The sequence below is a fragment of the Aliisedimentitalea sp. MJ-SS2 genome (assembly GCF_032586155.1).
Classification (GTDB): domain Bacteria; phylum Pseudomonadota; class Alphaproteobacteria; order Rhodobacterales; family Rhodobacteraceae; genus JAWHTC01.
In genome coordinates this window covers 439422-458477 of sequence record NZ_JAWHTC010000004.1, presented here as the reverse complement: position 1 = coordinate 458477, position 19056 = coordinate 439422, and the positions used below count along the sequence as shown (strand labels likewise).

The 19056-nt window shown below is 61.0% G+C and carries 20 protein-coding genes; 15 read left to right on the top strand and 5 right to left on the bottom strand.

Annotated elements, in window-relative coordinates; all coding sequences use genetic code 11:
* The first annotated feature begins 45 nt into the window (after nucleotides 1-45).
* Together gap and RXV86_RS17425 are read left to right on the top strand one after the other, a co-directional pair.
* Nucleotides 46-1041: a type I glyceraldehyde-3-phosphate dehydrogenase gene (gene gap / locus RXV86_RS17430; protein WP_316301535.1), complete on the top strand. Its 996-nt coding sequence runs from the start codon at nucleotides 46-48 to the stop codon at nucleotides 1039-1041.
* 76 nt (nucleotides 1042-1117) lie between these two features.
* Nucleotides 1118-1261 (top strand): hypothetical protein, encoded by a 144-nt coding sequence (locus RXV86_RS17425; RefSeq protein WP_316301534.1) that lies wholly within the window; start codon nucleotides 1118-1120, stop codon nucleotides 1259-1261.
* 153 nt (nucleotides 1262-1414) lie between these two features.
* On the opposite strand, the gene coaD is transcribed toward RXV86_RS17425, so the two are convergent.
* The 3 genes from coaD to RXV86_RS17410 form a co-directional block, all read right to left on the bottom strand.
* Entirely contained in the window at nucleotides 1415-1909 is a 495-nt protein-coding gene (gene coaD, locus RXV86_RS17420) for a pantetheine-phosphate adenylyltransferase (RefSeq protein ID WP_316301533.1), read from the bottom strand.
* A 109-nt stretch (nucleotides 1910-2018) separates the two neighbouring features.
* Nucleotides 2019-2453: a CBS domain-containing protein gene (locus tag RXV86_RS17415; RefSeq protein ID WP_316301532.1), complete on the bottom strand. Its 435-nt coding sequence runs from the start codon at nucleotides 2451-2453 to the stop codon at nucleotides 2019-2021.
* Nucleotides 2454-2551: 98 nt separating this feature from the next.
* Complete coding sequence (locus RXV86_RS17410) at nucleotides 2552-3448, bottom strand: LysR family transcriptional regulator (protein WP_316301531.1); 897 nt, start codon at nucleotides 3446-3448, stop codon at nucleotides 2552-2554.
* A 105-nt stretch (nucleotides 3449-3553) separates the two neighbouring features.
* On the opposite strand from RXV86_RS17410, the gene RXV86_RS17405 reads away from it, so the two are divergent.
* The 3 genes from RXV86_RS17405 to RXV86_RS17395 all read left to right on the top strand — a co-directional run bounded on the left by RXV86_RS17405 (nucleotide 3554) and on the right by RXV86_RS17395 (nucleotide 6109).
* Nucleotides 3554-5053 carry a CoA-acylating methylmalonate-semialdehyde dehydrogenase gene (locus RXV86_RS17405; RefSeq protein WP_316301530.1) on the top strand — a complete coding sequence of 500 codons (1500 nt, stop codon included), beginning with the start codon at nucleotides 3554-3556 and terminating at the stop codon, nucleotides 5051-5053.
* Between the two features lie 133 nt (nucleotides 5054-5186).
* On the top strand, nucleotides 5187-5582 hold the full coding sequence (locus RXV86_RS17400) for an STAS/SEC14 domain-containing protein (protein WP_316301529.1): 396 nt from the start codon (nucleotides 5187-5189) through the stop codon (nucleotides 5580-5582).
* 110 nt (nucleotides 5583-5692) lie between these two features.
* On the top strand, nucleotides 5693-6109 hold the full coding sequence (locus tag RXV86_RS17395; RefSeq protein WP_316301528.1) for a hypothetical protein: 417 nt from the start codon (nucleotides 5693-5695) through the stop codon (nucleotides 6107-6109).
* 24 nt (nucleotides 6110-6133) lie between these two features.
* Here the strand turns inward: RXV86_RS17395 and RXV86_RS17390 are convergent, their stop codons facing one another.
* Nucleotides 6134-7468 carry a metallophosphoesterase gene (locus tag RXV86_RS17390; RefSeq protein WP_316301527.1) on the bottom strand — a complete coding sequence of 445 codons (1335 nt, stop codon included), beginning with the start codon at nucleotides 7466-7468 and terminating at the stop codon, nucleotides 6134-6136.
* Between the two features lie 214 nt (nucleotides 7469-7682).
* Between RXV86_RS17390 and RXV86_RS17385 the strand changes: the two genes are divergently transcribed.
* The 9 genes from RXV86_RS17385 to RXV86_RS17345 all read left to right on the top strand — a co-directional run bounded on the left by RXV86_RS17385 (nucleotide 7683) and on the right by RXV86_RS17345 (nucleotide 15500).
* Complete coding sequence (locus tag RXV86_RS17385; protein WP_316301526.1) at nucleotides 7683-8816, top strand: carboxylate-amine ligase; 1134 nt, start codon at nucleotides 7683-7685, stop codon at nucleotides 8814-8816.
* A 36-nt stretch (nucleotides 8817-8852) separates the two neighbouring features.
* Nucleotides 8853-9179 (top strand): cupredoxin family copper-binding protein, encoded by a 327-nt coding sequence (locus RXV86_RS17380; RefSeq protein WP_316301525.1) that lies wholly within the window; start codon nucleotides 8853-8855, stop codon nucleotides 9177-9179.
* A gap of 122 nt (nucleotides 9180-9301) precedes the next feature.
* Nucleotides 9302-10447, top strand: a complete 1146-nt coding sequence (locus RXV86_RS17375) for an acyl-CoA dehydrogenase family protein (protein ID WP_316301524.1) — start codon at nucleotides 9302-9304, stop codon at nucleotides 10445-10447.
* Between the two features lie 129 nt (nucleotides 10448-10576).
* Complete coding sequence (locus RXV86_RS17370) at nucleotides 10577-11602, top strand: enoyl-CoA hydratase/isomerase family protein (RefSeq protein WP_316301523.1); 1026 nt, start codon at nucleotides 10577-10579, stop codon at nucleotides 11600-11602.
* A gap of 13 nt (nucleotides 11603-11615) precedes the next feature.
* Nucleotides 11616-12488, top strand: a complete 873-nt coding sequence (mmsB, locus tag RXV86_RS17365) for a 3-hydroxyisobutyrate dehydrogenase (RefSeq protein WP_316301522.1) — start codon at nucleotides 11616-11618, stop codon at nucleotides 12486-12488.
* Between the two features lie 120 nt (nucleotides 12489-12608).
* Entirely contained in the window at nucleotides 12609-12998 is a 390-nt protein-coding gene (locus RXV86_RS17360; RefSeq protein ID WP_316301521.1) for a hypothetical protein, read from the top strand.
* 75 nt (nucleotides 12999-13073) lie between these two features.
* Entirely contained in the window at nucleotides 13074-13733 is a 660-nt protein-coding gene (locus RXV86_RS17355; protein WP_316301520.1) for a Crp/Fnr family transcriptional regulator, read from the top strand.
* A gap of 68 nt (nucleotides 13734-13801) precedes the next feature.
* The gene (locus RXV86_RS17350) at nucleotides 13802-14002 is read left to right on the top strand and encodes a DUF2892 domain-containing protein (RefSeq protein WP_316301519.1); all 201 of its coding nucleotides are present in this window, start codon (nucleotides 13802-13804) and stop codon (nucleotides 14000-14002) included.
* Between the two features lie 145 nt (nucleotides 14003-14147).
* Nucleotides 14148-15500 (top strand): MmgE/PrpD family protein, encoded by a 1353-nt coding sequence (locus RXV86_RS17345; RefSeq protein WP_316301518.1) that lies wholly within the window; start codon nucleotides 14148-14150, stop codon nucleotides 15498-15500.
* A 119-nt stretch (nucleotides 15501-15619) separates the two neighbouring features.
* Here the strand turns inward: RXV86_RS17345 and uvrA are convergent, their stop codons facing one another.
* The gene (uvrA, locus tag RXV86_RS17340) at nucleotides 15620-18478 is read right to left on the bottom strand and encodes an excinuclease ABC subunit UvrA (protein ID WP_316301517.1); all 2859 of its coding nucleotides are present in this window, start codon (nucleotides 18476-18478) and stop codon (nucleotides 15620-15622) included.
* Between the two features lie 195 nt (nucleotides 18479-18673).
* Between uvrA and RXV86_RS17335 the strand changes: the two genes are divergently transcribed.
* Nucleotides 18674-19033 carry a rhodanese-like domain-containing protein gene (locus RXV86_RS17335; RefSeq protein WP_316301516.1) on the top strand — a complete coding sequence of 120 codons (360 nt, stop codon included), beginning with the start codon at nucleotides 18674-18676 and terminating at the stop codon, nucleotides 19031-19033.
* The last annotated feature ends 23 nt before the right edge of the window (nucleotides 19034-19056 follow it).

Here is a 19056-nt window from a genome sequence, read left to right as displayed (position 1 = left end):
AAAGACAGCGCCAAGTTCAGGATTATTCCCACAGGAGCGCACCTCATGACCATCAAAGTTGGCATCAACGGATTTGGCCGCATCGGCCGCTGCACCCTCAGCCACATCGCCGCCACCCGCGACGATATCGAGGTCGTCAAGCTGAACGCCACCGGCCCGATCGACTCCGCTGCCCATCTGATCAAGTATGACAGCGTGCATGGCCGCTTCCCCGGCGAAGTCACCATCGGCGACGGCACCCTGAACCTTGGTCGAGGCGACATCCAGATGTTCTCGACCTATGACATGGACGAACTTGACTGGTCGGGCTGCGATGTTGTGCTGGAATGCACCGGCAAATTCAACGACGGCACCAAGGCCAACGCCCATATCAGGAACGGCGCCAGGAAGGTGCTGCTCTCGGCCCCGGGCAAGAATGTCGACAAGACCATCGTCTTTGGGGTCAACACCGACCAGCTGACCGCCGAAGACGTGATGATCTCGAACGGGTCGTGCACCACCAACTGCCTGGCCCCCGTTGCCAAGGTCCTCAATGATACGGTTGGCATTGAATCGGGCATCATGACCACGATCCACGCCTATACCGGCGACCAGCCGACGCTCGATCGCCGCCACAAGGACCTCTACCGCGCCCGCGCCGCCGCCATGTCGATGATCCCGACCTCCACTGGTGCCGCCAAGGCGCTTGGCGAGGTTCTGCCGGAACTCAACGGCAAGCTCGACGGCAGCGCCATTCGCGTTCCCACCCCCAACGTCTCGGCCGTGGACCTGACCTTCACGGCATCCAGGGACGTCACCGTCGACGACATCAACGCGGTGATGGCCGAAGCCGCCGCCACCTCGATGAAGGGCGTTCTGGGCTATGAGGAGGCCCCGCTGGTGTCGATCGACTTCAACCATTCCGAGGAAAGCTCAATCTTCGCCCCGGCCCAGACCAAGGTCATGGGCAACCGCCTCGTGCGGGTTCTGGCCTGGTATGACAACGAATGGGGCTTCTCCTGCCGCATGGCCGACGTCGCCGTTGCGATGGGCAAACTCTGAGCACCTCGGCCAGCGCCTTGTGAAAATCGACCTGCTGGGGCATACCCCCGGCAGGTTTTTTTGTACCGGGGTATCCATGACCAACCAGATTGCCATCATTCTCGGACTGCTGATTCTGGGGCTTCTCGGGCTCGACAGCTTCCTGAATGGTGGGGAAAGCATCCTTTTTCTGCTGCGCAAGATGGCAGACATGATCGAGTGGATGGCCTTCTGGCGCTGAGGGTCCTCTTTTGGACTGAAGCAGACTTTCGAATTGCTTCGCAATCCGACCGGCTGGGGGGCGCTGCCCCCCAGACCCCCCGGGATATTTCTGGCAAAAGGAAGACGTGCGACGGGGTTTTCGAATGGCTGCTTCAGGCCAACAACAACCGGCTTACCGTCCCAACTTGGCCAGCAGTTTCGCATTCACCGCCTCGGGGACGAATTTCGAGACATCCCCTCCCAGCCGGGCAATCTCTTTCACCAGCTTCGATGCGATTGCCTGGCGCCGTGCATCGGCCATCAGAAACACCGTCTCGACACTGTCATCCAGCGCCCGGTTCATCCCGACCATCTGGAACTCGTATTCGAAATCCGCCACCGCGCGCAATCCGCGCACAATGATCTGCGCACCGACATCCTTGGCACAGTCAATCAACAGATTCTCGAACGGGTGCGCCACGATCTCGGTGCCGGTTTCGCGGCTCAGATGGGCACATTCCGCCTCGATCATCTCAACCCGTTCTTCCAGGCTGAACAACGGTCCCTTGTCGCGGTTGATTGCCACCCCGATCACCAGCCGATCCACCAGCGTGGCCGACCGGCGGATGATATCGGTATGACCCAGCGTGATCGGATCAAAGGTTCCGGGGTAAAGTCCGACGCGCATGGGCTTTTCCTGTTTTCTGCGGCTGCGTAATATTCTTACGCTGCAATGCAGTATCACGCAATCAAATACAAGTTCGTATTTCTACGAATGTGCCGCCACAAACAGGGGCTCAATGCCCCATGATCATGCCTTCCAGCGCGTTTTTCTCCATCGACAGTTCGTCCATCCGTGCCTTGACCACGTCCCCGATGGTGACAATCCCGACCAGCTCGTCGCCCTCGACCACCGGCATGTGGCGGAACCGGCCATTGGTCATATTTTCCAGAACCTCGTCGGCGCTTTCGCCCTTGCCGCAGCTCACCGGGTTACGGGTCATCATCTGGTCGACCTTCTCGTCCAGACAGACCGCGCCGCGCAACGCCAGGGAGCGCACGATATCGCGTTCCGAGATGATGCCGCTGACCGTCTTGCCATCCTCGGACACCACCAACCCGCCGATCCGGCGCTCGGCCAGGATCTGCGCCGCCTCGGACACCGACGTCCCCGGCGCCACGGTAATCACGCGGGCATCGCCCTTGGATTTCAAGATCTGGTGCACGAGCATCGGCCATCCTCCGGTTTTTGTTGTTTAATATCCCAACCGTCGCCGGGATGCGGCAATCTGTCAAGCCACAGGATCAACCACAGTGTGAGTCCGAGCGGTTACGCCAAGCGCTCCAACCGCGCCACTTCGCGCCGCACCCCGTCACTCAGAAGCGCCGCAAAACGATTGAGCCGCTCCAGCCGCCGGTCATCCTCGTGGCGCACCAGATAGAAACTACGGGTCAGGCTGAACTGATCGGTCAGCACTTTTTTCACCCCGGTCACGGCCGGAAGCGCAAAATCATGCACCACCCCGACTCCTCCACCCTGCCGGATCCAGTTGATCTGAACGGAAACCGAATTGCTGGCCAGCTGCACCCGGTCAAAGGCCTTGTCATGCAGATAGTCGAGCTCCTTGTCGAAGATCATGTCCGGGATGTACCCCACGATCCGATGATCCTTCAGGTCCTCCATTGTGTTGATTGGCCCGTTGCGGCGCAGGTAATCCGTCCCCGCCGCCAGATGCAGCTTGTAATCGGTCAGTTTGCTGACCAGCAGCCGCCCGGTCTCGGGGCGGCTGACCATGATCGCCATGTCCGCCTCGCGTTTGCTGAGGTTGAACACCCGCGGCAGCGCCACGATCTGGATTTCCAGCTCGGGATTGGCGGCTGCGATCTCTGAACAGACCTGCGGCAGCAGGAAGTTGGCGCTGCCATCGGGCGCCCCCAGTCGGATCTGACCGCTGAGTGCGCCGCCCTGCCCGGCCATCTCGGTTTCCGCCGCTTCAAGCGCCTGTTCTGCCCGCACCGCATGCGGCATCAGCCGCTCGCCCTCTTGCGTCATCACGTATCCCGTCGGCGATTTGGAAAACAGTGGCACCCCCATTGCCTCTTCCAGCCGGGCAATCCTGCGCCCCACCGTGGCCGGGTCCATTTTCAACCGTTTTCCGGCCCCGGACAGGGATTCCGCCCGCGCCACGGCCAAAAAGACTTTCAGATCATCCCATTGCGGCTTCATTTCCGTCTCTTTGCATTTTTGCAAAACATCTTTTGAAACCTTGCCTCTTTTCCGGGCAATTCCGCAAGACTAAACTCCACGCAGACCTGATCGGAGGAGACCCCCATGCAAGAGTTTACCCACTACATCAATGGCGAGCACGTCAAAGGCACGTCCGGCCGTTTCGCAGATGTCATGAACCCGCATACCGGCGAGGTTCAGGGCAAAGTGCCGCTCGCCAACCAGGCCGAGCTCGAAGCCGCTGTTGCCGCCGCCGAGGCCGCCCAACCCGCATGGGGCGCCACCAACCCGCAGCGTCGCGCCCGCGTGCTGATGAAATTTGTCGACCTGCTGAATCGCGACATGGACAAGCTGGCCGAGGCGCTGTCGCGCGAACACGGCAAGACGCTGCCGGATGCCGCCGGTGACGTGCAGCGTGGCCTTGAAGTTGTCGAATACTGCATCGGCGCGCCGCAGATGCTGAAAGGCGAATACACTGATTCAGCAGGCCCCGGCATCGACATGTATTCCATGCGCCAGCCGCTGGGCGTCACTGCCGGCATCACGCCGTTCAACTTCCCGGCCATGATCCCGATGTGGATGTTTGCCCCGGCGCTCGCCTGCGGCAACGCCTTCATCCTCAAGCCCAGCGAACGCGACCCCTCGGTGCCGCTGATGCTGGCCGAACTGATGGAAGAGGCCGGTCTGCCCAAAGGCCTGTTGCAGGTTGTCAACGGCGACAAGGAAGCGGTTGACGCGATCCTTTACAACCAGACCATCCAGTCGATCGGCTTTGTCGGCTCGACCCCGATTGCCGAATACATCTACGGCACCGGCTGCGCGCAAGGTAAGCGTGTCCAGTGCTTCGGTGGTGCGAAAAACCACATGATCGTCATGCCCGACGCCGACATGGATCAGGCCGCCGACGCCCTGATCGGTGCCGGTTACGGCGCCGCCGGTGAACGCTGCATGGCAATCTCGGTTGCCGTGCCGGTGGGCGAAGAAACCGCCGACCGCCTGATCGAAAAACTGGTGCCCCGCATCGAAAAGCTCAAGGTCGGCCCCTACACCGATGGCAATGATGTCGATTATGGCCCCGTTGTCACCGCCGCCGCCAAGGCCAATATCGAGCGCCTGGTACAAACCGGCGTCGATCAGGGCGCCGAACTGGTGGTCGATGGCCGCGGTTTCAGCCTGCAAGGCTATGAAGACGGCTATTTCGTCGGCCCGCACCTGTTTGACCGCGTCACCAAGGACATGGACATCTACAAAACCGAGATCTTCGGGCCCGTCCTGTCGACCGTGCGCGCCCAGACCTACGAAGAAGCCCTGTCGCTGGCCATGGATCACGAATACGGCAACGGCACCGCGATCTTCACCCGTGACGGTGACACCGCCCGCGATTTCGCCAACCGGATCAACATCGGCATGGTCGGTATCAACGTCCCGATCCCGGTGCCGCTGGCCTATCACACCTTCGGCGGCTGGAAGAAATCGGTCTTCGGCGATCTGAACCAGCACGGGCCCGACGCGTTCAAGTTCTACACGCGCACCAAGACCATCACCTCGCGCTGGCCCTCGGGCCTCAAGGAAGGCGGCGAGTTCCACTTCAAACCGATGGACTGAGACAAAATTTCCGGTTCGACACGCCGGAAAAACAGACTAGATTGCACCCGCCGATTCAATCGGCGGGTGTTTTTGTGTTCGGCCATTCTATCACCCCAACACAATAACCAATGCGAAAGCAAACCCACGACCAATGCCCACCCATTACGAAATCCTTCCCGATCAGGCCTATATCCATGTCCACTATCAGGGCGCCATCACAGCTGCCGAGATCAAGGACATGTTCAACACCTTCCGCGCCTCTTCCGATTTCGATCCCGCCCTTCCGCATCTCGCGGATCTCAGCGACATGACCGGCACCGATGCCGGGTTCGCCGACTTTTTCTCGGTCTTTTCGCTGTTTTCCCGGGCCTATGCCGAGACTGAAACCGGGCTGCGTTGCGCCATCTTCGCCCCTGACAATACCACCTTTGGCCTTGCACGCATTTTCGAAAACCTGACCGAGACGTCGAACGTGGTGGTCACCCGGCTGTTTGACGATCTTGACGATGCGATCGCCTGGGTCTGCACCGTCGACAGAGGTGCCTGACCCAACCCCAGGGGCAGCTGCGGCAGCCGATTACATTGACATCCGCCGAATGCAACGCAAGGTTGTAATTCAACCACCTTATCGCTACGCTGATTTGAAAGGTGACCCTAATGCCATTTGAACTGGCCATCTTACCGGATTGCAGAACCGTATATGCCAGAGGCATTGGCTGCATCACTCTTGCCGACCTTCGTGACAGCTATGCCCGTTATCTGGACAACCCCGCCTATACACCGGGCCAGACCCAGATTTTCGACCTCGAAGCGGTTGTCGATGTCGACATGGACTATCCCCAGATGACGGCGTTGGTCGCGATGACCTATGCCAGCTATGCCGCCCAACCCATGATCACCCATGCCGCGCTTTACGCCCCGCGTGACCTCACCTTCGGCATGGCCCGGATGTTCGAACTGGCCTATGGAGACAACCCGCATTACCGCATTCTGGTCACCCGCTCGGCCCGCGAGGCACTCGACTGGTGCGGTTACCCGGCGCGTTCCATGGATGAGCTGCGGGCATGTCTGTAACGCAGAGCGCCGGCCGACACCGCGCTACTTCTGGATCGGGAAACTGGCAATCGTGCTGCCATCTTTGGCCTTCACCGCGGCTGTCCAGCCGTTGGCATCCGGTGTGATCAGCCCGAAATCAAAGGTCTCGGACCAGGCAAAACCCGTCTGCGCCACGCCCAGCCGGGCCAAAGCACGCACCACATTGGCATGCAGCTGCCCGTTATCGGCCAACCCCGGGTCACGTTTGGTACCGCTGTTGCCAAACACCATCTGCTGCGGCCGCCCATCGGCAAAGCTCAGGCTCTGCATCAGGTGGATATGCCCCGCCAGCGTCACCTTCACATTGTCCGGCAGCTTGCCCTGTGTGCTGGCCGCCAGGGCCGCCTGCAATGTCGCATCGGTCGGCCCGGCGTTTGATGTGCCCCAACTGGCCACCGCCCAGAACGGCCGATGGGTCACCAACCAGCTTGGCTTGGCGTCCTGCCCGGCCATGTCTTCGACCATGCCAAATTCGGACGCATATTGCGCCACCGTGGCAGGATCCGGTGTATGGTAGTCATCGGCGATGTAGGAACTATCCATCACGATCACCCGGACCCCATCAAATTCAAGCGAATACGGATCAGTATAGAACCACGACTTTTCCCCTTCCGAGGCCGCCGGACAATCCAAAGGCCACGTGCTGCGGCTCATCGGGTTGGGATCCAGGAAGTAAAACCACCCGCGCCAGGCCCGACCGCAATCCTCGTGATTGCCGCGCACCATGATCCACGGCGCCGCCTGCATCAGCGTCTTCGAGGGGTGAAAGAAATCCGCCTCCCAACTGTGCCAGTTGAAGCCGATATTCTCGTGTTTGCAGCTCTGCCCGCAGGCCGAGGTATGTTCGCGGTAGTGCATGTCACCGACGTGGATCACCACGTCCGGTTTGGATTTGGCGGCCGCATCGGCGATCCCCTGGTAATCCCAGGCCGGGCCATTGCCATCGCCGGTACAATTCTGCACCTCTCCGTAATTCACCCGGCACCCGGTATCACCGATCACCGCCACCCGGTCCAACACCTTGGCCGGTGGCGGCAACGCAACCGGTCCGATGCTCAGCCCCTGCGCGGTCTGCGCGATACCGGCTTCGCAGACATATATCCCTTCGAACCCGTGTGGCGGCGCATCCATGCGCAAATGCATTTTGCTGACTTCCCCGTCATGGTTCAATTGCGGGCAGGTCTTGCTCGTGCTGATCGCCCGGACCACCGCGCCGCTCGGCCCGCCATGCTGAACCCAGGCATATTGAACCGACGCGGCTTGGTCGCTTGCCCCGGCTGCCCCGGTGGCCAAGGCCAGACCGCACAGGATTCCAACCACTTGTCTCGTAACCGACAATTCAATCTCCAATCCGTTTTTCAAAATGGCCTTTGTTCAAAGCCTGTTCGCAATGCCACAAGCCTAGCATGAATGGTTCGTGAAATCGCGATTTCTCCGCTCGCGTACGATCCGGCTGTCGAAACTGATCCCCGCCAGACTTGAAATCCGCCCGCCGACCTGTTGAACTCGACCCATCGCACGCAAACCGCTCCGAGCCGACAGGAGGTGCAGCATGGCCCAATCCACCCCCGATTTTACCATCGGCATCGAAGAGGAATACCTGCTCGTCGACCGCGACAGCCTCGATCTTGCGCCGGCTCCGGCCGAATTGATGGAACGCTGCGCCTCCGAGTTGGAGGGTCAGTTCAGCCCCGAATTCCTCGAATGCCAGGTCGAGATCGGTTCCAAGGTCTGCACCAATGTCGCCGAGGCGCGCGAAGACCTTAAACGCCTGCGGTCAACCGTCGCCCAGGTGGCGGGCGATTTCAACCTCGCCCCCATCGCCGCCTCGTGCCACCCGTTCTCGGACTGGCGGCAACAGCACCACACCCGCAAGGACCGCTATGACTCCTTGCGCGATGACCTCGGCGGCGTGGTTCGGCGCCTGTTGATCTGTGGCAACCACGTCCATGTCGGCATCGGAGATAACGAGCTCAGGATCGACCTGATGAACCAGCTCAGCTATTTCCTGCCGCATCTTCTGGCGCTCAGCTGCTCCTCACCCTTCTGGTATGGCGAAGATACCGGCCTGGCCTGCTATCGCCTCACCGTATTCGACAATCTGCCGCGCACCGGGCTGCCGCCGAAAATGGACGGCTGGGGCGAATATGAACGCTCGGTCGCCGCCCTGGTTGATCTGGACCTGATCGAAGACAGCACCAAAATCTGGTGGGACCTGCGCCCCTCGCACCGCTACCCGACGCTTGAGTCGCGCATCTGCGACGTGTCGCCCCGGCTCGAAACCTGCCTCACCCTGGCCGCCCTGATCCAGTCCCTGTCGCGCATGCTCTGGCGGCTGCGTCAGAAGAACCAGCGCTGGCGGCTCTACGACAACTTCCTGATTGCCGAAAACCGCTGGCGGGCCCAGCGGTATGGCATTCGCGAAGGGCTGATCGACTTCGGCGCCGGCGAGATCATTCCGTTTTCCCAGGCCATCGACGACATGATCGAACTGACCGCCCAGGATGCCGAGGCCCTGGGCTGCGTGGCCGAGGTTGAAAACGCCCGCAACATCCTGACCCAGGGCACCGCCGCCGACCGTCAGCGCGCCGTGTTCGAAGATGCGATCGAGGCCGAATACACCCGCGAGGACGCTTTGAAGGCGGTGGTCCGCCACCTGGTCGAGGAATTCCACGCCGATCTGTGATAGCCTGTCCGCAATACGCGAAACAGGAGACTATTTATGAAACCCATTTCCCGCCGTACAGCGACAGCGTTTTTTGCGACCGCCCCCCTTGCATTGGCCACCCCAGCCCACGCCGCCACCCACACAGTCACCATCCGGCGCAACAAGTTCAAACCCGCCAAGATCACCATCAAACCCGGCGACACCGTGACCTGGAAGAACGAGGACGGGCTCGAGCACACCGCAACCGCCCGCGACAAGAGCTGGAGCACCAAGAGCCTCTCTGGCGGCGCCAGCGGCTCCATCAGATTCGCCGAAAAAGGCACGTTCAAGTATTTCTGCAAATGGCATCCCGGCATGAAGGGTACTGTCAGCGTTACGTGACCGGCGCAAATCCCCATTTCACGGCCTGCAAAACTCCTGTAAGAATTCGGAATTAAACACTCGTTCAATTCGGAACAGGGCCCAGTGACACTGGCCCAGGTGAACCAAGAAGGACCCGCGCGATGGATTTTGCACTCAGCGAAGAACAGACCCTGATCTTTGACATGGCCTACGGCTTTGGCCAGGAACATATCGCGCCCTACGCGCAGGAATGGGAATCCGCGGGCACCATCCCGAAAGAGCTTTGGCCGCAAATCGCCGAGCTGGGCCTTGGCGGCATCTATGTGTCCGAGGAATACGGTGGCTCGGGCCTCTCGCGCCTTGACGCCACGCTGGTGTTCGAAGCCCTTGCCATGGCCTGCCCCTCGGTTGGCTCGTTCCTGTCGATCCACAACATGTGCGGCGGTATGATCGACAAGTTCGGCAGCGAGGAAACCAAGCAGAAATGGTTGCCCGACCTCTGCACCATGTCCAAGGTCTTCTCCTACTGCCTGACCGAACCCGGCTCGGGCTCGGACGCCGCCGCGCTCAAAACCCGCGCCGAGAAAACCAACGATTCCTACGTGTTGAACGGCACCAAGGCCTTCATCTCGGGCGGTTCCTACTCGGATGCCTATGTCACAATGGTGCGCACCGGCGAAGACGGCCCCAAGGGCATCTCGACCGTCGTGGTCGAAGACGGCGCCGACGGCCTGTCCTTTGGCGGCTTGGAAAAGAAAATGGGCTGGCTTTCCCAACCCACCGCGCAGGTCCAGTTCGATGACTGCAAGGTGCCGCATGAAAACCGCATCGGTGACGAAGGCAAAGGGTTCTCCTACGCCATGGCCGGTCTTGACGGTGGCCGCCTGAACATCTCGGCCGGTGCCCTTGGCGGCGCACAGAACGCCCTGAACCTCACCATGCAATACATGTCCGAGCGCAAGGCCTTCGGCAAATCCATCAACCAGTTCCAGGCGCTGCAATTCCGTCTCGCAGAGTATGAAACCAAGCTTCAGGCCGCCCGCACCTTCTTACGGCAAGCCGCGTGGAAGCTCGACAACAAGGCCCATGACGCCACCAAGTTCTGCGCCATGGCCAAGCTGATGGTCACCGATGTCGCCTTCGAGGTTGCCAATGGCTGTCTGCAGCTGCATGGCGGTTACGGCTACCTTGCCGACTATGGCATCGAAAAGATCGTCCGTGACCTGCGGGTGCACCAGATCCTGGAAGGCACCAACGAAATCATGCGCCTGATCGTCTCGCGTCAGATGATCGCGGATGCCGCGTGAATACCGTACTCGTCATCTTAGCCGGATCGCGAGCGATCCGGCATGCGCCCGCCCGCCCCATGGCGGGCGCATTCTGCGCCCACCCGTGCGGTCGCATGCCTACTGTTTCACACACCGGGAACTCGTCCATTGTCTGACATCTCCGTCCGTATTCAGGGCCGCGCCGGGCGCATCACCCTGCAACGCCCCAAGGCGCTGAATGCCGTCACCTACGAAATGGTCAAGGCGATCGACGCCGCGCTGGACGACTGGCGCAACAATGACGAGGTCGCGCTCATCGTGATCGACGCCGAGGGCGACAAGGCGTTCAGTGCCGGTGGTGACATTGCCGACCTCTATGCCACTGGCAAGGCAGGCGATTTCAGCTTTGGCCAAACCTTTTGGCGCGACGAATACCGCATGAATGCCAAGCTGCACGAATACGAAAAACCCGTCGTCAGCTTCCTTCAGGGCTTCACCATGGGCGGCGGCATGGGCGTGGGCTGTCACGGTTCGCACCGCATCGTCGGCGAAAGCTCCCAGATCGCCATGCCCGAATGCGGTATCGGCCTTGTCCCGGATGTCGGCGGCTCGATGATCCTCGCCCATGCGCCGGGCCATCTTGGCGCTTATCTTGGCACCACCGGCACCCGCATGGGCCCGGCGGATGCGATCCTTGTCGGGTTTGCCGACCTCTACATCCCACAGGGCAAGTGGCCTTCTTTGATCCAGCAGCTCGAGGAGTGTGGCGACGCCAGCATCCTCGCCGACGCCAGCGATACGCCGCCGTCAGGCCAGGCAAGCGCAAACCAAGCCGAGATCGACCAGCATTTCTCGGCCTCCAACCTGCCCTCAGTGGTCGCCTCGCTTGAAGCTTCGGAAACCGAGTTCGCAGGCAAGACCCTCAAGGCCCTGCTGCGTTCCTCTCCCCTCTCGACCGCCTGCACCCTCGAAATGATGCGGCAGCTCAGAACCGCGACCATTCGAGAAGCCCTGCAAATGGAATACCGCTTCACCTTCCGCGCGATGGAACATGGCGACTTTATCGAGGGCATCCGCGCCGCGATCATCGACAAGGACCGCAACCCGCAATGGCAGCATGACGCTCACGACTTGCCAAGGGGCGCGGTTGAAACCATGCTGGCCCCGCTGGGCGACAACGAACTGACTTTCTGAAAGGACACCTGCCATGAACATCGGATTTATCGGACTGGGAAACATGGGCGGGCCGATGGCCGCCAACCTCGCCAAGGCAGGCCATAACGTCACCGGGTTCGACACCGCTGACGTCACCATCGAGGGCGTCGCCAAGGCCGCCACCGCCGCCGAAGCAGCCGCAAATCAGGACGCCGTCATCACCATGTTGCCCAACGGCCAGATCCTGCGCACCGTCGCCGATCAGATCATCCCGGCGATGGCCCCTGAAACCGCCTTCATTGACTGTTCGACTGTCGATGTTGAAAGCGCCCGCGCTGTGGCCGAACAGGCGGCAAGCGCAGGCATGCTGCCGGTCGACGCCCCCGTCTCGGGCGGGATTGGCGGTGCTGCCGGTGGCACGCTCACCTTCATGGCCGGCGGCTCGACTGCCGCTTTTGAAAAGGCCAACCCACTCTTCGACATCATGGGCCAGAAGGCTGTGCATTGCGGCGACAACGGCGCCGGTCAGGCCGCCAAGATCTGCAACAACATGATCCTCGGCATCACAATGGTCGGCACCTGCGAGGCCTTTGCGCTGGCCGACAAGCTTGGCCTTGATCGTCAGAAAATGTTCGACGTGGTCTCCACCTCTTCGGGTTATAGCTGGACGATGAACGCCTATTGCCCTGCCCCCGGCGTCGGCCCGCAATCTCCGGCGGACAACGATTACAAACCGGGCTTTGCCGCCGAGCTGATGCTCAAGGACCTGCGCCTTTCCCAACAGGCCGCCGAGTCCGCCGATGCAGACACGCCCTTGGGCGAACACGCAACCAGGCTTTACGAGATGTTTGTCGAGGCCGAAGACGGTCTTGGCATGGATTTCTCGGCCATGCTGCCCCGTTTCGAAAAGCGCGGCCGGGGCTGACCCGGCTTCTTCCCGCTCACGCCCCCGGCGAATCCTTGCCGGGGACACGCCTGCCGGATCGCATCTTCCGTGAACGTGCTTATACTCGGCCGCACTCGAATTTGTCACAAGAGGCCCCAAATGCGCGCGATCCCCATAGGTCTTTTTGCTCTCTCGCTCGTCCTTCTTCCCGCTCAATCCATCGCTGGCAATGGTAATGGCAAAGGCAAGGGCAAGAACAACAAACGCCCCCCGGCATCGGTTCAGGCCGCCTCGCCCGGCACCGCCGCCTGCCCGCCCGGCCTCGCCAAGAAGAGCCCGGCCTGCGTGCCGCCGGGTTTGGCCAAAAACAAACGCTACCGCGTGGGCGACCGGATCACGGCCGACTATGACCTCCTGCACAATCCGGCCCGCTACCGGCTTGATCCCGATCACAGCTATTACCGTGTCGGTGACTATCTCTACCGCGTTGACCGCGACACCGGAGAGGTTCTTCATTTCATTCGCGCGTTTGCGGCCCTGCTGGATTAAAACCACAAGCCCCTTGCCCACAGGCCGTCACGGGATAAACTTCCCGCAGCTTCCTTGTGGGATATCTGCAACCATATGACCTGGCTTGAAAAAGCGGCCCCGCTGAACCGGCTCGATCCCGATGCGAGATCGGTTCTTGCCCGCCTGACGCCGATGCAACTTCCCGCGGGCGCGGTGTTGTTTCACCCTGGCGAGGCGGTCAAGGGCTATGCTATCGTGCTGTCGGGCCGTGTTGATGTCTCGTTGACCGGCGCTTCAGGTCGCGAGATCCTGCTCTACTCGGTTGTCCCCGGCCAAAGCTGTATCCAGTCCACCATGGGTCTTCTGGGCGGCAGCGACTACACCGCCGAGGCTGTCACCAGCACGTCCACCGAACTTGTCCTGCTGCCCCGTGACAAATTCCTGACCCTGGTCGATACCTCCCCCGGATTCCGCACCATCGTCTTCCGCGCCTTTGCCGACCGGATGCAGCTGATGATGCAGCTTCTGGAAAAGGTGGCCTTTCAACGGGTCGAATGCCGCCTGGCCGAACGGCTTGTGGCGCTCGCGAACACCACGACCGGCCCCATCTCGATCACCCAGGCCGAGCTTGCAACCCAGGTCGGCTCTGCCCGCGAAGTCATCTCGCGCCGCCTCGATGCCTGGGCCCGGCGCGGGTTTGTCAGGACCGGGCGCGGCACGGTCGAAATCCTTGATCCCGCGGCGCTTGATGACATTGCCTCGGACGCTGTGTGACCCTGTCACAGACAAGGGGTTAACCATCGGGTATCCTGCCTGCAATTGGACGTAAAAAGGAGACCCCCATGACCAAGAATGTTGGCGGCATTGACCGTATCCTGCGCATCGTGATCGGCGCGGCCCTGATCCTCGGCTATTTCATCGGCGGCGACGGCGCCTATAGCTGGCTCTACCTGCTCGGCATCATCCCGCTGGCCACCGGCCTCATTGGCTGGTGCCCGCCCTACGCAATCCTGGGCATGAACACCTGCTCGATGAAGAAATAAGCCTCGCTAATGCAAGCGACGTTACCGGAAGGGGCCTCCTCGTGGGGCCCTTTTTCCTTTTGCCGCCGCATGTCGGTTTCAGGCATTCCTTGCCCGCGCCCAACGCTAGGCTGAAACAAACAGCCAAAGGCCGCGCCCCATGCCAATGCCCTTCCACCACTTCGCCGCCAACCTGACATACTCCTCGTTGCCACCCGAAGTTCTCATCACCCTGCGCCGATCCTTCCTCGACACCATGGGCGTGGCGGCCATCGGATCCACCACTCGCCTGTCCGACATCGCCCGTAAAGGCGCCACCGCCCTTTTCGGAGTCACCGAAGCGGGCCCGGCACGCATGTTGATGGATGGCCACACCGTCAGCCCCGCCGGAGCCGCCATGGCCGGGGCCTTCACAATCGACAGTATCGATGCCCATGACGGCACCACCCCCTGCAAGGGTCATGCAGGGTCGGCCATCTTCCCGTCCCTTCTTGCCGTCGCCGACGCCGAGACCAGTCAGGACCGCCCGGTTGACGGCCAATCCTTTGCCACCCTCCTCGCCATTGCCTACGAGGTCAGCTACCGCGCCGGCCTTGCCCAACATGCCACCTGCGCGGATTACCACACTTCGGGCGCCTGGACCGCCGTCGGCGTCGCCACTGCCGTCGCCCGCCAACTGGGCTGCGCGTCCGAGGCCATCCGCCACGCCGCCGGGATCGGCGAGTATCACGGCCCCCGCTCGCAAATGATGCGCTGCATCGACCACCCAACGATGCTCCGTGACGGGGTCGGCTGGGGCGCACCTTCTGGCGTCACAGCCGCCTACCTTGCACAGCTCGGCTTCACCGGTGCCCCGGCGCTGACCTGCGAAGGCGAGGAAGAGGCCGCGTTCTGGACCGATCTCGGCACCAACTGGCGGCTGGTCGAGGACACCCATTACAAAGCCTATCCTTGCTGCCGCTGGGCCCACCCCTCGATCGACGCCGTTGCTGACCTGATGGCCCGGCACAACCTGCATCACAGCCAGATCGCAAGCGTCGAAATCCGCACCTTTCACAACGCCACGCGTCTTGCCGGTCATGAACCCGAAACACCCGATGATTTCGCCTATTCCATCGCCTTCCCGGTCGCCGCCATGATCGTGCGCGGTCAGGTCGGCGTGCCGGAACTGGCCGAGGACGCCCTGCGCGACCCCGACATCCTCCGCCTTTCCAACGTCACACGCCTGATCGACGATCCCCACCTGACCGAAATCAGCGTCGGCAAACGCTGGGCCGAAGTGACGCTGGAGCTGACCGACGGCACCCGCCACACCGCCCCACCCCGCACCCCGCGCGGCGATCGGGACCTGCCGCTTTCGGATGCAGAGATCCTGTATAAGTACCACCTCTTCGCCGACCCGGTGCTGGGCAAGGCTCACGCCAGCGAACTCGCTGATCTCAGCCAGGACTTCGATAGCCTAAACACAACAGATTTTGCCCGGTTGATGGATCTCGCGCTTGAGCGTACGCCCGGTTAACCTCTTTCTGAACGAAACCCTGCGCCACCGAACGCCCGACAGATAGCCGACGGGAACCAGACGGATGCCAGCCAGCTGATTTTCAGTAAATTTTGCCCGTTTACCCGACCGTACGCTGCCTATTCCGCCGCTGCTTTGGCTGCCGCCAGCATCGGGCCAAGGTAATGTCCGGTATGGCTACGCTCGACCAGGGCTACGTCTTCGGGGGTGCCAGTCGCGACAATCTCTCCCCCACCATCGCCGCCTTCCGGGCCGATATCGATGATCCAGTCGGCGGTCTTGATCACGTCGAGATTGTGTTCGATCACCACCACCGTGTTGCCCTGTTCGACCAATTCGTGCAGCACTTCCAAAAGCTTGCGCACATCCTCGAAATGCAGCCCCGTCGTGGGTTCATCGAGGATATAAAGCGTCCGCCCGGTCGAGCGTTTCGCCAGTTCCTTGCTGAGCTTGACCCGCTGCGCTTCACCGCCCGAAAGCGTTGTCGCCTGCTGACCGACCTTGATGTAATCCAACCCCACGCGGTGCAGCGCTTCCATCTTGTCGCGAATGCTCGGCACCGCCTTGAAGAACGCGCGCGCCTCTTCAACCGTCATATCAAGAACGTCGGCTATGCTCTTGCCTTTAAACTTGATTTCTAGGGTTTCGCGGTTGTAGCGCGCGCCCTTGCAGGTCTCGCAGGTGACATAGACATCCGGTAAGAAATGCATCTCGATCTTGATGACGCCGTCGCCCTGACAGGCCTCGCAGCGCCCGCCCTTGACGTTGAAACTGAACCGTCCCGGCTTGTAACCGCGCGCCTTGGCCTCGGGCAGCCCGGCAAACCAGTCGCGGATTGGCGTAAACGCGCCCGTATACGTCGCCGGATTCGAGCGCGGCGTGCGCCCGATGGGCCGCTGGTCAATGTCGATCACCTTGTCGAGATGCTCCAGCCCCTTGATCGTTTCACAGGGCGCCGGCGTTTGGCGCGCATTGTTCAGCCGCATCGACGCGGTCTTGAACAATGTCTCGATGGTCAGGGTCGATTTCCCCCCGCCCGACACGCCGGTCACACAGACGAACTTGCCCAGTGGGAAATCCGCCGTGACCTTTTTCAGGTTGTTGCCCGTGGCCTTGACCACCGTCACCTTCTTGCCATTTCCCTTGCGACGGACGGGATCGAAAGGAATGCTTAACGCACCTGACAGATACTGCCCTGTGACCGACGCCGCGTCTTCCAGGATTTCCTTTGGCGTCCCTTCGCTCACCACCTGCCCGCCGTGCACCCCGGCACCGGGCCCGATATCAAACACGTAATCTGCCTCGCGGATGGCTTCTTCGTCATGTTCCACCACGATCACGGTATTGCCCTGATCGCGCAGGTTCTTGAGCGTACCAAGCAGCCGGTCGTTGTCGCGCTGGTGCAAGCCGATGGAGGGCTCGTCGAGTACATATAAAACCCCGGTCAGCCCGCTGCCGATCTGACTGGCCAGACGGATGCGCTGGCTCTCGCCGCCCGACAGGGTGCCACTTGAACGGCTCAGCGTAAGGTATTCCAATCCCACGTTATTCAGGAATCCCAACCGCTCGCGAATTTCCTTAAGGATCGCGGCGGCAATCTCGTTCTTCTGGGCGGACAAATGGTTCGGCGCATCCGCGATCCAGTCCAGCGCCTCACGGATCGACATCTGCACAACTTGGCCGACATGCAGGTCGCCCACCTTAACCGCCAGCGCCTCATCGCGAAGCCGGAACCCGTCGCAGGCCCCGCAAGGACGGTTGTTCTGGTAACGCTCGAATTCTTCGCGAATCCAGCTCGAATCGGTCTCGCGATAGCGCCGCTCCATGTTGGGGATCACCCCCTCAAACACACGCGTGACCTGATAGACCCGCCCGCCCTCGTCATAGCGAAACGGGATTTCTTCATCGCCCGAGCCATAGAGGAACACCTGTTGCACATGTTTCGGCAGGTCCTTCCACGCCGTGTTGCGATCAAACTCGTAGTGTTTGGCAATCGCTTCAATGGTTTGCAGGAAATAGGGCGACTTGCCTTTGCGCCACGGCGCCAGCGCCCCGTCATAGATTTTCAGCGTCGCATCAGGCACAACGAGACGTTCATCAAAGAACAGTTCGACCCCCAACCCGTCACAATCCGGACAGGCCCCAAACGGCGCGTTAAAGGAAAACAGACGCGGTTCAATCTCCGGGATGGTGAAGCCACTGACCGGACAGGCAAAATTCTCACTGAAAGTAATCCGTTCCGGATCACCCTCGCTGGGTGCGGTTTCCAGCACCGCGATTCCATCCGCCAGGTCCAGCGCCGTGCGCAGTGAATCCGCCAGCCGGGTTTCCATACCTTCGCGTACCACGATCCGGTCGACCACCACGTCAATGTCATGGCGGAACTTCTTGTCCAGAGTCGGCGGTTCATCCAGTTCGTAGAACGCCCCATCTACCTTGACCCGCTGGAAACCCTGCTTACGCAACTCGATGAATTCCTTGCGATATTCGCCCTTCCGGTCGCGCACGATGGGCGCCAGAAGATAGGCGCGCGTGCTCTCTTCCAGACCCATGATCCGGTCGACCATGTCCTGCACCTGCTGTGCCTCGATCGGCAACCCAGTGGCCGGTGAGTAGGGCGTCCCGGCCCGGGCGAACAGCAATCGAAGGTAATCGTAAATCTCGGTCACAGTCCCAACCGTGGACCGCGGATTCTTCGACGTCGTTTTCTGCTCAATCGAAATCGCCGGGGAAAGCCCCGCGATATGATCCACATCCGGCTTTTCCATCATGTCGAGGAACTGCCGCGCATAGGCGCTGAGCGATTCAACGTAACGCCGCTGCCCTTCCGCATAGATCGTATCAAACGCCAAAGAGGATTTGCCCGACCCCGACAGCCCGGTGATCACGACCAGCTGATCGCGCGGGATGTCCACGTCGATGCCCTTGAGGTTATGCTCGCGCGCTCCGCGCACCTCGATATGTTTCAGCTCGGCCATTTGACCCCCCGGTAAGCGTTCCCCTGAGATAAAGCAGCCTCGCCTATCTTCCAACCAAAAAATGCGAACGTAAGCAGAACATCGCAATTCACCTCACGGAGATTTTTCCCGTCACCCCTTAACATGCGAAGTATTGAATGTTATATCCCTGTTCAACGGGCGTTCATGCCCACAGGAAACGCAAACGAGGCTAACATGTTTGGATTGTTCGGTGGCGGCGGAAACCGCATCAACCCGGAAGAGGCTGTGAAAGGCGCGGGCGACGGCTCGATGCAGCTGATTGATATTCGCGAGATGAACGAACTGGCGGTCACGGGCAAGGCCAAGGGGGCCAAGCACATCCCGATGATGCAGATGACAGCGAAATGCGATCCGCGTCATCCCGAGTTCGACAAGACGCTGGATACAGAAAAGCCGCTGGTCGTCTATTGTGCCACCGGTGCACGGTCCAGCCAGGCGGCGCGCTATCTGACCCAGATGGGCTTCAAGGACGTGCGCAATCTTGGCGGATTGCATGACTGGGTGCGCGGCGGCGGGGCTACGGAACGGGCCTGATCTGACCTGAGGATCAAAAGATA

Coding starts and splice junctions, on each gene's coding strand:
- gap (WP_316301535.1), top strand. CDS start 46: ATGACCATCAAAGTTGGCATCAACGGATTTGGCCGCATCGGCCGCTGC.
- RXV86_RS17425 (WP_316301534.1), top strand. CDS start 1,118: ATGACCAACCAGATTGCCATCATTCTCGGACTGCTGATTCTGGGGCTT.
- coaD (WP_316301533.1), bottom strand. CDS start 1,909: ATGCGCGTCGGACTTTACCCCGGAACCTTTGATCCGATCACGCTGGGT.
- RXV86_RS17415 (WP_316301532.1), bottom strand. CDS start 2,453: ATGCTCGTGCACCAGATCTTGAAATCCAAGGGCGATGCCCGCGTGATT.
- RXV86_RS17410 (WP_316301531.1), bottom strand. CDS start 3,448: ATGAAGCCGCAATGGGATGATCTGAAAGTCTTTTTGGCCGTGGCGCGG.
- RXV86_RS17405 (WP_316301530.1), top strand. CDS start 3,554: ATGCAAGAGTTTACCCACTACATCAATGGCGAGCACGTCAAAGGCACG.
- RXV86_RS17400 (WP_316301529.1), top strand. CDS start 5,187: ATGCCCACCCATTACGAAATCCTTCCCGATCAGGCCTATATCCATGTC.
- RXV86_RS17395 (WP_316301528.1), top strand. CDS start 5,693: ATGCCATTTGAACTGGCCATCTTACCGGATTGCAGAACCGTATATGCC.
- RXV86_RS17385 (WP_316301526.1), top strand. CDS start 7,683: ATGGCCCAATCCACCCCCGATTTTACCATCGGCATCGAAGAGGAATAC.
- RXV86_RS17380 (WP_316301525.1), top strand. CDS start 8,853: ATGAAACCCATTTCCCGCCGTACAGCGACAGCGTTTTTTGCGACCGCC.
- RXV86_RS17375 (WP_316301524.1), top strand. CDS start 9,302: ATGGATTTTGCACTCAGCGAAGAACAGACCCTGATCTTTGACATGGCC.
- mmsB (WP_316301522.1), top strand. CDS start 11,616: ATGAACATCGGATTTATCGGACTGGGAAACATGGGCGGGCCGATGGCC.
- RXV86_RS17360 (WP_316301521.1), top strand. CDS start 12,609: ATGCGCGCGATCCCCATAGGTCTTTTTGCTCTCTCGCTCGTCCTTCTT.
- RXV86_RS17355 (WP_316301520.1), top strand. CDS start 13,074: ATGACCTGGCTTGAAAAAGCGGCCCCGCTGAACCGGCTCGATCCCGAT.
- RXV86_RS17350 (WP_316301519.1), top strand. CDS start 13,802: ATGACCAAGAATGTTGGCGGCATTGACCGTATCCTGCGCATCGTGATC.
- RXV86_RS17345 (WP_316301518.1), top strand. CDS start 14,148: ATGCCCTTCCACCACTTCGCCGCCAACCTGACATACTCCTCGTTGCCA.
- uvrA (WP_316301517.1), bottom strand. CDS start 18,478: ATGGCCGAGCTGAAACATATCGAGGTGCGCGGAGCGCGCGAGCATAAC.
- RXV86_RS17335 (WP_316301516.1), top strand. CDS start 18,674: ATGTTTGGATTGTTCGGTGGCGGCGGAAACCGCATCAACCCGGAAGAG.